The organism is Pseudomonas sp. WS 5146, assembly GCF_012985495.1.
Lineage (GTDB): Bacteria > Pseudomonadota > Gammaproteobacteria > Pseudomonadales > Pseudomonadaceae > Aquipseudomonas > Aquipseudomonas edaphica.
Window position 1 is genome coordinate 319,162 of record NZ_JAAQWL010000002.1, and the last position, 11,710, is coordinate 330,871.

Genomic DNA, 11,710 nt, shown 5'->3' on the forward strand with positions numbered 1-11,710 from the left:
CGATGATCGAACGCAAGTTGCGGGCCAGCGCACTACGCTCAGGCCCGATCTTCTTGTTACCGTTTTGGCAGGTCGATATGTGTCCATGGCACAGTTGGCAGGTAATGCTGCGCGACGATGATCACCGCCACCATCACCACCAGGAATACCACTTGCAGCGGGCTCCAGAAGGCCCAATGCAGACCATTGAGCCACGGATAGTTGAGGCTTTTCTCACCCATGTGGCCGATGCGTTTGCTGTGCAGCAGGTTGATCAGCAGCATCCCGGCATAAGTAATCGCCCCCAGAATCCCCAGCATCAGCCCGCAAGCCACGAGCATGGCCAATTGCGGGATGCCGTGGCGTAACACCAGCCAGTACTGGTTGGGGTTGACGCGCTTAGGGATCAAATACTGGCTCAGCCACAGGTCCGCAACCATAAAGGACGAACTCATCCAGACCCACACCTGCGTGATCCGAAAGAAAACCGCGGCCGGCAAGATCGCCAATACCACTAAGATGAGTACGACCCCGAAGTCCAGCTCTTCGGTTTGAACGTGAGCGAGGTTCAGGACAGCGGCCAAGGCAAAGATCGCCCAGAGCCGGATAAGCACTTGGACGTAAATCGGTCGTGGGACGAATTTGCGCCAGAAGAACAGGTCGCTTTGGGGCAGGCGTTCGATCAACTGCGGATAACGCCAGGTCAGGGTTTCGCCCAGATGCTGGCAAGCGTTCCATTCGTTTTGGCCAAACGTGCCGATGATGCTCATCTGTTGGGTTGCGGTCATGGGCGTGAGCAACAAGCGCGCGGCCAGGGCGTCGGCGCTGGTGCGCCGGGTGTCCTGGGCTTTGTCCTGGAGGTTGATATAAAAGCTTTCCTGCTCGCAACGCGACACCAAGCCACGCCACATCCACTCAGGTTCCGGGTACACGCCTTTCTGGTCGTCCCAGCCAAAGGCCTGGCACACGCGTTCAAACAGCGGCACGCTCCATTGGGTGTCGTGCAGCAGTTGCAGAATAATGCGCTGCCACTGTTGCTGCTGATCGAACACCCGCAGCCAGGCTTGCTCGTTGTAGTGCGTCAGTTGGGTGATGAACTCGCGCTCGGCCTTTTGCTCCAGCAGTTCCTGCAAGGTGCGGCGGTAGTCCTGCAGCAGCTCGCTGGTGAGGGCTTCGTGCTGCCACGGGGTCATCACCACCTGTTGCCAGGGCGTCAGCCATTCCAGGTGTTGCATCGCCCAACCGGCAATTGCACTGCGCTCGCCGGGGGCTTCAAAGCAATGGCGCAGCAGGCCGGCCTGGAATGTTTCTTCGCAGCTCTGCTGTTGGGCCTGGGCCCAGCGTTCATCGAGGTTGTGCAGGTTCACGCCGGCGAGCAGCGCGTGGGCCGGGTCGGGCTTTGGCGCTTCAAACGCGGCGGGGCTGAGTGGGCTGATGTTCATCAGCTCGGCGAGGTCATACGCGTTTTTCGCCATGGGCGGTTCGAACGACGCAGGACTCAAGGGGCGAACGTCCATCAGTTCAGCCAGATCGTTGAGATTGCCGTGTGCCTGTTCGGCCATCGGCGCCTCGACGGTTTCCACTTCCTCGTTGTCGGCCCGCCAGCGCGCGATGTTCAGCGCCTGTTCATAGGCCTCGCGCAGGCGCTGGAAACCCTCGGCGTCATCGTCCGGGCGGCAGCTTTTCAGCAGTCGCGCGTAGGTGCGCTTGATGGTCCGTTCGTCGGCATCGTCTGCCAGTTGCAACACTGTCCAACAGTCCATGTGGATTTCCTTCAGCGCCAGAACCCGTTATCGAGTTGCTCAAGTTGTCGGGTCAGCTCGCTGCGGGCCTCACGGATGCGGCGTTCGTCCTGGGTGTCGAGCACTTGCTGGAACTGCGCGGCCCAGTGTCCGAGTTGCTCACGCAATTCGCCGAGGTTTTCCTGGTAGAGCCGCTCGAGGCGGGCGGTCAGCACGGTGTTGACCTGCTGGTCGCGCGGGTGAATTTTCAACAATGCCAACGCTTGCAGGCGTTGCTGGATCTCTTGCGGGCTGAGCACGCCGGGGTTGTTCTCGATCACCAGCGAGTGCTGCTCGCCGGTCAGCGGAATGTTCACCTGAGCTTCGAGCAAACCGTTGTTGTCGTAGGTGAAGCGCACGTCCAGCGAGACTTCGCCAGCCTTGCGCTTGGGCACGGGGATTTCCAACTGGCCCAGTTCGATATTGTCTTTCACCAGGCGACTTTCGCCTTGGTAAATTTTCAGCAGCACGCGGGGCTGGTCGTCGTAGAGCGTGACCACGCTTTTGACCCGGCTCACCGGCACGCTGCTGTTGCGTTCGATCAACGGCAGGTAATGCCCGCTCTCGATATGGCCGCCGTACTGGTTCGAGGTTTCGATACCCAGGGTGTAGGGGCAGACGTCGGTCAGCACGATTTCTTCCAGCGCCGCCGAGCGGGCCTTGAGCGCGGCCTGGATCGCCGCGCCGTGGGCGACCACCTGGTCCGGGTCGAGGCTGATGGACGGGAAACGCCCGAACAAACCTGCGGCCAGTTTGCGCACCAGCGGCATGCGCGTGGTGCCGCCGACCAGCAGGATTTCATCGAGGTCGCCGACCCGAATCCGTGCGTCGCGCAGGGCGCGTTCAATCGGTGCGCGCAGGCGTTCCAACAACGGCGTGTAGAGCTTGGCGAGTTCGGCCTGGGTGATGGTTGTGACCCACTGTTGGCCATCTATACGCAGGGCGAACTCGGCGCTGTCGTCCTGACCCAAGGCTTTGCGCACACGCTCGGCTTCGCGGCGCAGGGCTTGCAGTACACTGCTGGTGGGCGGGAAACCCTGGGCATTGCGCTGGCTGTCGACGAAGTGTTCCAGCAACAACGTGTCGAAGTCTTCGCCACCCAGGAAGTTGTCGCCGGCGCTGGCGCGTACTTCCATCACACCGTCGAACAGCTCGATGATCGACACGTCAAAGGTGCCGCCGCCGAGGTCGAAGACCAGGAACGAGGTTTCCTTGTCACGCTGGTGCAAGCCATAAGCCAAGGCGGCGGCGGTGGGTTCGTTGATCAGTTTTTCAACATTGAGCCCCGCCAGTTCACCGGCAATGCGCGTGGCTTTGCGCTGGCCGTCGCTGAAGTAGGCGGGCACGCTGATCACTGCTTCGGTGACGGTTTGGCCGTAGGTGCGCTCGATGTCTTCTTTGAGGCTTTTGAGGACCAGCGCCGACAGCTCTTCGGGGCGGAACGAGCGGTCGCCCAGGCGCACTTCGGTGGCACTGCCCATGTAGCGCTTGAACAGCGACGTGGTCAGGAGTGGGTGAGTATGCAGGCGTTCCTTGGCGGCTTGGCCCACCAGGATACGGCCTTGATCATCCAGGCCGACCACGCTGGGGGTCAGCAACTGGCCAAGCGCATTGGGCACCATTTCGGCCGCATCGCCGCGCCACACGGCGGCCAGGCTATTGGTCGTCCCCAGGTCGATTCCTACGATCATTACGACAAGCTCCCTCTGTGGTCTGTAAGAATCTGTTACTAATTTTACCCTGAAAGGTTGAAGGGAAGGCAAGCCAGCGCCCACCTTTGATTCGCGCTGATTAACGACATGGCAAAAAAAAACCGCTTCCGGTAAGGGAAGCGGTTTTATCTACATCAGCACGATCAGAACAACTTCAGCGCCGGTGCTTCTTCTTTCAACGGCTCGTTCTTCGCGGTCTGCTCGTTCCAGCCGCCGCCGAGGGCCTTGTACAAGTTGACCTCGCTGTTGAGCTGCGCCAGGCGGTCGGTGATCAGCGATTGCTGGGCACTGAACAGTTGGCGCTGGGCGTCGAGGAAGGTCAGGTTGCTGTCGACACCAATGCGGTAGCGACGCTCGGCCAGGCGGTAGTAATCCTGGTTGGCCGCAACGAAGCCGCGCTGAGCATCCAGCTGCTGCTTGTAGGTCTCGCGGGCGGCGAGGCCGTCGGAGACTTCCTGGAAGCCGGTCTGGATCGCCTTCTCGTAGTTGGCCACGTTGATCTCTTTCTGGATCTTCGAGTAGTCCAGGCTTGCGCGCAGGCTACCGGCGTTGAAGATCGGGATGTTGATCTGCGGGGCAAACGACCAGGTGCCCGAACCGCCTTTGAACAGGCCACCCAGGGTAGGGCTGGCGGTACCGGCGCTGGCAGTCAGGCTGATGCTCGGGAAGAACGCAGCACGGGCCGCGCCGATATTGGCGTTGGCGGCCTTGAGGTTGTACTCGGCCTGCACAATGTCGGGACGACGTTGCAGCAGGTCCGAGGGCAACCCGGCAGGCACTTCGCTGAGCAGGTCATCCGACAGCGGCTTGCTGGTGATATTGGCTGGCAGGCCAGTGCCCAGCAACAGGGTCAGGCTGTTTTCGTCCTGTGCCACCTGACGCGTATAGCGCGCCAATTGAACACGGGCGTTTTCCACCGAGGTGCGTGCCTGGCTGAGGTCGAGCGCCGAGGCCACGCCGACTTCGTTGCTGCGCGAGGTCAGCTTGAAGCTCTGCTCAAACGCGCCGAGGGTGTCCTGGGTCAGTTTGAGCAGTTCCTTGTCGGCCTGCCAGGTCAGGTAGGCATTCGCCACACTGGCCACCAGGCTGATCTGGGTGCTGCGCCGCGCTTCTTCAGTGGCGAAGTACTTTTGCAGCGCTTCTTCACTCAGGCTGCGCACGCGGCCGAACAGGTCCAGCTCATACGAACTGATACCCAGGCCGGCCGAGTACTGGCTGGAGATGCTCGATTCGCCGGTCTGTGACAACTTGGCCGGGGTGCGCGAGCGGCTGCCGCTGCCGGTGGCCGAAACCGCCGGGAACAGGTCGGCACGCTGGATCTGATACTGCGCCGCATAAGCGTCGATGTTCAGGGCAGCGACACGCAGGTCACGGTTGTTGACCAACGCGGTCTGGATCAGCTGTTGCAGGGCAGGGTCATGGAAAAACTGCTTCCAGCCTTGCTCGGCAGCGGCCTGGCTCGGCGCCTGGGCCGACGAGTACGCCGGCCCCTGCGGGAACTGGGCTGCTACCGGCGCTTCAGGGCGCTGGTAGTCAGGGATCAGCGAGCAGCCACTGAGCACGAATGCGGTGACGGCTAAGGAAAGTAGCGACTTGCTCATTGGCCAGCCTCTTTAGGAGTTTCAGTAGTGTCTTTCTTTTTGCGTTCGCCAGCGGCGGATACGGTTGCGTAGAACAGCGGCACCCAGAAGATCGCCAGCACAGTGGCCGTGATCATACCGCCGATCACGCCGGTACCGATCGCATGCTGGCTGCCTGAGCCGGCGCCCGTGGAGATCGCCAGCGGCAATACGCCGAGCATGAACGCCAACGAGGTCATGATGATCGGGCGCAGACGCATGCGGGACGCTTCAATAGCCGCCTCGACGATGCCTTTGCCTTGCTCATGCAGCTCTTTGGCGAACTCCACGATGAGGATGGCGTTTTTCGCCGCCAGGCCCACCGTCACCAACAGGCCCACCTGGAAGAACACGTCGTTGGACAAGCCGCGCAGGCTGGTGGCGATCAACGCACCGATCACCCCTAAAGGTACCACCAGAATCACCGCGATCGGGATCGACCAGCTTTCGTACAGTGCCGCCAGGCACAGGAACACTACCAGCAGCGACAGTGCGTACAGCGCTGGCGCCTGGGAGCCGGAAAGGCGCTCTTCGTACGACAGGCCTGTCCAGGCATAACCAACACCGGCCGGCAGTTCTTTGGCAATGCGTTCGACTTCGGCCATTGCATCACCGGTACTGTAGCCAGGTGCCGGGGTACCGAGGATTTCCATCGCCGCTACACCGTTGTAGCGCGAAAGCTTGGGCGAACCGTAGATCCACTTGCCCGACGAGATGGCCGACAGCGGCACCATTTTCCCGTCGTTGCTGCGCACGTACCATTTGTCCAGGTCTTCCGGCGACATGCGGCTGGCGGCGTCACCTTGTACATACACCTTTTTCACGCGACCACGGTCGATGAAGTCGTTGATGTAGCTGCCACCCAAGGCAATGGCCAGTGTCTGCTGGATATCCGCTAGGCTGATGCCCTGGGCACTGGCCTTCTCGTCGTCAACGGTCAGCTCGTACTGCGGCTCGTCGTTCACGCCGTTAGGACGTACGCCGGCCAGCACCTTGCTTTGTGCCGCCGCACCCAGGAACTGGTTACGTGCAGCCATCAGCTTGTCGTGGCCGACGCCACCCTGGTCTTGCAGGAACACGTCGAAACCAGTGGCGTTACCCAGCTCCAGTACCGAAGGCGGCACGATGGCGAAGACCATGGCGTCCTTGAAGGCCCCGAAGAAGTAACCCTGCGCACGCTTGGCCACTTCGAATACCGATTGGGTAGAGTCACGCTCATCCCACGGCTTGAGCATCACGAATGCAAGCCCCGAGCTCTGGCCACGACCGGCGAAGTTAAAGCCGTTCACGGTAAACACCGACTTCACCGCCTTGCCTTCGCCTGGCTCGCCTTCCTTGTCGTTCAGCAGGAAGGCGCGCATGTCGTCGACGACTTTTTGCGTGCGCTCAGCCGAAGCACCGACCGGAGTCTGCACTTGGGCGAAGATCACACCCTGGTCTTCCTCAGGCAGGAACGCGCTTGGAATACGGGTGAACATCCAGATCATGCCGGCCAGGATCAGCGCATACACCAGGAATGCCGGAATCTTGTGCTTGATCATGCCGCCCACGCCGCGCTCGTACTTGAGTACGCCACGGTCGAAGGTGCGGTTGAACCAGCCGAAGAAGCCGCGCTTGGGCTGGCCGTGTTTTTCCGGATCAATCGGCTTGAGCATGGTGGCGCACAAAGCCGGGGTGAAGATCAGGGCAACCATTACCGACAAGGCCATCGCCGAAACGATGGTGATGGAGAACTGCCGGTAGATCACACCAGTGGAACCACCGAAAAACGCCATCGGCAGCAGTACCGCCGACAGTACCAGGGCAATACCCACCAGGGCGCCCTGGATCTGGCCCATGGACTTGATCGTCGCTTCCTTGGGCGACAGGTGCTCCTCGGCCATCACCCGTTCGACGTTTTCCACCACGACGATGGCATCGTCCACCAGCAAGCCGATGGCCAGGATCATGCCGAACATGGTCAGGGTGTTGATGGTGAAACCGCACGCCGCCAGGATCCCGAAGGTACCCAGCAATACCACCGGTACGGTCATGGTGGTGATGATGGTGGCACGGAAGTTCTGCAGGAACAGGAACATCACCAGGAACACCAGCACGATCGCTTCGACCAGGGTGTGAACCACACCGGAGATCGATTCGGTCACTACCGGGGTGGTGTCATATGGCACCACCGCCTTCATGCCAGGCGGGAAGAACGGCTCCAGGGACTTCACTGTTTCGCGGATGGCCTTGCCGGTGTCCAGTGCGTTGGCACCGGCCGCCAGCTTGATCGCCATACCCGAAGCCGGCTTGCCGTTGAACTGCGCACTGATGCTGTAGTTCTGGCCGCCCAGTTCGATGCGTGCGAGGTCACCCAGGCGAACCTGCGAGCCGTCGGTGTTCACCTTCATCAGGATCTTGGCGAATTCCTCGGTGCTTTGCAGGCGCGTCTTGCCGATGATCGTGGCGTTCAGCTGGGTGCCGGGCAGGGCAGGCAGGCCGCCCAATTGGCCGGTGGCCACCTGCACGTTCTGGGCCTTGATGGCATTGCTGACGTCCACTGGCGTGAGCTGGTAGTTGTTCAGCTTGGCCGGGTCGAGCCAGATACGCATGGCGTACTGCGAACCGAACACCTGGAAGTCACCCACCCCCGCGGTACGGGAGATCGGGTCCTGGATGTTGGACACGATGTAGTTGGAGAGGTCGTCCTTGGTCATGCTGCCGTCTTCCGACACCAGACCGATCACCATCAGGAAGTTCTTCACCGATTTGGTCACGCGGATACCCTGTTGCTGCACTTCTTGCGGCAGCAGTGGGGTCGCCAGGTTCAGCTTGTTCTGTACCTGGACCTGGGCGATATCCGGGTTGGTACCCTGGTTGAACGTCACGGTGATGGTCATGCTGCCGTCGGAGTTACTGTCCGAGGAGACATAACGCAGGTTGTCGATACCGTTGAGCTGTTGTTCGATCACCTGCACCACGGTGTCCTGCACGGTTTGTGCGGACGCGCCTGGGTAGGTCACCTGGATGTCGATGGCGGTCGGCGCAATGGCCGGGTATTGGTTGATGGGCAACTTCAGGATCGAGAGTGCCCCGACCAGCATGATCACCAGGGCAATTACCCAGGCGAAAATGGGACGGTCGATAAAAAATTTCGACATGGATTACTCCCCTTTACCAGCATCGGCAGCAGGCGCTGCGGCAGTGCCGGCGGGTTTGGCGTTGTCAGCGTCTTTAACCTTGACTTCGATGCCCGGCTTGATGAACTGCAGGCCTTCGGTGATCACGCGGTCACCGGCATCCAGGCCCTTTTCCACCAGCCAGTAGGCGCCGGCAGTGCGGTTGGCAACCAGTTGACGCTGCTCGACCTTGTTGTCCTTGTTCACGATCAGCGCAGTCGGGATGCCCTTGAGGTCACGGGTCACGCCTTGCTGAGGTGCCAGGATGGCCTTGCTGTTCACACCGGCTTGCAGCTGGGCGTGGACGAACATGCCCGGCAGCAGGGTGTGGTCAGGGTTGGGGAACACCGCGCGCAGGGTCACGGAGCCAGTAGTCTGGTCCACCGACACTTCGGAGAACTCCAGCTTGCCGTCCTGGGCGTAGGCGGTGCCGTCTTCCAGGGTCAGCTTGACCTTGGCAGCGTTGTCGCCGGCTTTTTCCAACTGGCCGCTTTCCAGGTCGCGGCGCAGTTTCAGCATTTCTGCCGAAGACTGGGTGACGTCGACGTAGATCGGGTCCAGTTGCTGGATCACGGCCATGGCATCGGCCTGGCCATTGCTGACCAGCGCGCCTTCGGTGACCGAAGAACGACCGATACGCCCGGAGATCGGCGCGAACACTTTGGTGTAGCGCACGTTGATCTGGGCGGTTTGCACGTCGGCTTCAGCCGTCATGCGGTTGGCCACGGCGGTGTCGTATTCCTGACGGCTGACGGCTTGCTCATCGACAAGTTGCTTGTAGCGGTCGGTGATGGACTTGGTCTGGGTCAGTTTCGCTTGAGCGCTTTTGAGGGTGGCGTCATACACCGACGGGTCGATCTGGTAGAGCTGTTGCCCTTCCTTCACGTCGCCGCCTTCCTTGAACAGGCGCTTGAGAATGATGCCGTTCACCTGGGGACGAACTTCCGCGATGCGGTAGGCAGTGGTGCGGCCTGGCAGCTCGGATGTCAGGGTAAAGGCTTGCGGTTGAATAGTGACCACGCCGACCTGAGGGGTTTGAGCGGGCGGAGCCGCTTCTTCCTTTTTACATCCGCTGAGCAGCGATGCCAGGGCGACGGCAGTGACCAGAGCGGTAACAGCTGGCTTAAGTTGCATGAAGATCCTCGGGTCAGGCGCGCAAAATGCGCACAAGAAGTGTGGAAGGGTAAAAAACAAGCCGTGAGTGGATAAGTAGCTTGCTACGCAATATACTTACGTTCACGGTTGTTTGTAAACTCTTGACAGGCTTCGCGGATTGTTGACAAAGCAAGCGCCAAAGCCTCGATTTTAGTACGTTCGGCGTCCAAGACGACGTCGTCCCACAATTATTCAGATGTTGCTCAAGCACCATCCAAAGTGTCCTGATTGAGGTTTTACTGCCATGGTTCGTCGCACCAAAGAGGAAGCTCAGGAAACGCGCAGCCAGATTCTCGACGCCGCCGAGCAAGCCTTTTATCAACGCGGTGTGGCGCGCACCACGCTGGCGGACATCGCCGCGTTGGCCGGGGTGACGCGCGGGGCTATCTATTGGCATTTCAGTAACAAGTCCGATTTGCTCCAGGCACTGCTCGACACGCTGCACGAACCCCTGGACGAATTGGCCCGGGCCAGTGAAAGCGAGGATGAAGTCGACCCGCTGGGCTGTATGCGCAAGCTGTTGATCCATCTTTATCATCAAGTGGCCCTGGACCCGAAAACCCGGCGCATCAACGAAATCCTGTTTCATAAGTGCGAGTTCACCGATGAAATGTGCGACATGCGGCGCCAACGCCAGACCCATAGCCTGGAGTGCAACCTGCGTATCAGCCTGACACTGCGCAACGCGGTCCATCGCGGGCAACTTCCGGAAAACCTCGACACCACGCGTGGCGCGGTGTGCATTCATGCCTATATTCACGGCCTGATTGGCCAATGGCTACTAGTGCCCGACAGCTTCCAACTGCATCAGGACGCCGAACGCTGGGTTGACGCAGGGCTGGACATGCTGCGCTTGAGCCCTAGCCTACGCAATTAAGACAAAATGCGTAATTGCATCCAGTTGTGTCAACAGTAAAGTCCAGAGACAGTCAATCGTCCCTTCGCAGGATTTGCGGGGTGACTTTATATACGGGCTGGCGGGCGGTTGATAGGTAGCCGCCTAAGTATTTTGTAGCGATTTTGTTGCAAGGCTGTGAAGGAGTGTTTCCCAGCTACTGTGCGATCGTTCCCACGCTCCGCGTGGGAATGCATCCTGTGACGCTTCGCGTCACGCTTTAGGGGCAGACGCAGAGCGTCCAGGGCGGCATTCCCACGCAGAGCGTGGGAACGATCAATCAGCCGAAAAAAAGCCCCGGTTCCTGCGAACCGGGGCTTTTTCGTTTCAGCGAATTACATTACAGCGCCAGCGTGGGGTAGTCGATGTAACCCACTGGGCCTTTGCCGTAGAAGGTTTCCGGGTGCGGTTCGTTCAACGGCGCATCGGCCTTCAGGCGCGCCGGCAGGTCCGGGTTGGCAATGAATGGCACGCCGAAGGCTACTGCATCGGCCTTGCCGGCCGCCAGCCAGGCGTTGGCGCTGTCTTTGGTGAAGCGCTCGTTGGCGATGTACGGGCCACCGAAGGCTTTTTTCAGTTGTGGACCGAGGCTGTCGCCGGCTTCTTTTTCACGGGAGCAGATGAAGGCGATGCCACGCTTGCCCAGCTCGCTGGCGACGTAGGTGAAGGTTTCCGCCAAATTGTCGTCGCCCATGTCGTGGGAGTCGGCGCGTGGTGCCAAATGCACACCCACACGGCCGGCGCCCCAGACTTCAATGGCGGCGTCGGTCACTTCCAGCAGCAGGCGAGCACGGTTTTCCAGGGAGCCACCGTAGTTGTCGGTGCGCTGGTTGGTGCTGCTTTGCAGGAACTGGTCGAGCAGGTAGCCGTTGGCGCCATGGATCTCCACGCCGTCAAAGCCTGCGGCCTTGGCGTTTTCAGCGCCGATGCGGTAAGCGTCAACGATGTCGGCGATTTCAGCGGTTTCCAGGGCGCGTGGCGTCGGGTAGTCGGCCAGCGGGCGAACCAGGCTGACGTGGCCTTTAGGCTGGATGGCGCTCGGTGCCACCGGGGTTTCGCCGTTGAGGTACGACTCATGGGAGATACGGCCCACGTGCCACAATTGCAGGAAAATCTTGCCGCCCGCGCCGTGTATAGCCTTGGTTACATTGGCCCAGCCGCGAACCTGGTCGTTGGACCAGATACCCGGTGTGTCCGGGTAGCCAACGCCCAGCGGCGTCACGGAGGTGGCTTCGCTTAAGATCAGCCCGGCGGAAGCGCGTTGCACGTAGTACTCGGCCATCAGCGCGTTGGGTACGCGGCCTTCATCGGCGCGGCAGCGGGTCAGCGGCGCCATGATGATGCGGTTGGACAATTGCAGGTCGCCCAGTTTGATCGGATCGAAAATAGTCGTCATGGGAAAACACCCTTC

General features: G+C 60.5%; 7 protein-coding genes. 1 reads left to right on the forward strand and 6 read right to left on the reverse strand.

Annotated features, from left to right (window positions below; genetic code table 11):
- Positions 1 to 56 precede the first annotated feature (56 nt).
- From HBO41_RS05955 to HBO41_RS05975, 5 genes are all read right to left on the reverse strand, one after another.
- On the reverse strand, positions 57 to 1,742 hold the full coding sequence (locus tag HBO41_RS05955; protein WP_169985448.1) for a J domain-containing protein: 1,686 nt from the start codon (positions 1,740 to 1,742) through the stop codon (positions 57 to 59).
- Positions 1,743 to 1,753: 11 nt separating this feature from the next.
- Positions 1,754 to 3,451, reverse strand: coding sequence for a molecular chaperone HscC (locus HBO41_RS05960; RefSeq protein WP_017137245.1), 1,698 nt, complete (start codon positions 3,449 to 3,451; stop codon positions 1,754 to 1,756).
- Positions 3,452 to 3,615: 164 nt separating this feature from the next.
- The gene (gene adeC / locus HBO41_RS05965) at positions 3,616 to 5,073 is read right to left on the reverse strand and encodes an AdeC/AdeK/OprM family multidrug efflux complex outer membrane factor (RefSeq protein ID WP_017137246.1); all 1,458 of its coding nucleotides are present in this window, start codon (positions 5,071 to 5,073) and stop codon (positions 3,616 to 3,618) included.
- A complete protein-coding gene (locus HBO41_RS05970; RefSeq protein ID WP_017137247.1) occupies positions 5,070 to 8,231 on the reverse strand; it encodes an efflux RND transporter permease subunit in 3,162 nt (1,053 codons plus the stop codon). The genes adeC and HBO41_RS05970 overlap by 4 nt, the downstream gene beginning before the upstream one ends.
- A gap of 3 nt (positions 8,232 to 8,234) precedes the next feature.
- Entirely contained in the window at positions 8,235 to 9,383 is a 1,149-nt protein-coding gene (locus HBO41_RS05975; protein WP_017137248.1) for an efflux RND transporter periplasmic adaptor subunit, read from the reverse strand.
- Positions 9,384 to 9,648: 265 nt separating this feature from the next.
- On the opposite strand from HBO41_RS05975, the gene HBO41_RS05980 reads away from it, so the two are divergent.
- A complete protein-coding gene (locus HBO41_RS05980) occupies positions 9,649 to 10,281 on the forward strand; it encodes a TetR family transcriptional regulator (RefSeq protein WP_017137249.1) in 633 nt (210 codons plus the stop codon).
- 358 nt (positions 10,282 to 10,639) lie between these two features.
- On the opposite strand, the gene HBO41_RS05985 is transcribed toward HBO41_RS05980, so the two are convergent.
- A complete protein-coding gene (locus HBO41_RS05985) occupies positions 10,640 to 11,695 on the reverse strand; it encodes an alkene reductase (protein WP_017137250.1) in 1,056 nt (351 codons plus the stop codon).
- Positions 11,696 to 11,710: the final 15 nt, after the last annotated feature.

Coding starts and splice junctions, on each gene's coding strand:
- HBO41_RS05970 (WP_017137247.1), bottom strand. CDS start 8,231: ATGTCGAAATTTTTTATCGACCGTCCCATTTTCGCCTGGGTAATTGCC.
- HBO41_RS05955 (WP_169985448.1), bottom strand. CDS start 1,742: ATGGACTGTTGGACAGTGTTGCAACTGGCAGACGATGCCGACGAACGG.
- HBO41_RS05960 (WP_017137245.1), bottom strand. CDS start 3,451: ATGATCGTAGGAATCGACCTGGGGACGACCAATAGCCTGGCCGCCGTG.
- adeC (WP_017137246.1), bottom strand. CDS start 5,073: ATGAGCAAGTCGCTACTTTCCTTAGCCGTCACCGCATTCGTGCTCAGT.
- HBO41_RS05980 (WP_017137249.1), top strand. CDS start 9,649: ATGGTTCGTCGCACCAAAGAGGAAGCTCAGGAAACGCGCAGCCAGATT.
- HBO41_RS05985 (WP_017137250.1), bottom strand. CDS start 11,695: ATGACGACTATTTTCGATCCGATCAAACTGGGCGACCTGCAATTGTCC.
- HBO41_RS05975 (WP_017137248.1), bottom strand. CDS start 9,383: ATGCAACTTAAGCCAGCTGTTACCGCTCTGGTCACTGCCGTCGCCCTG.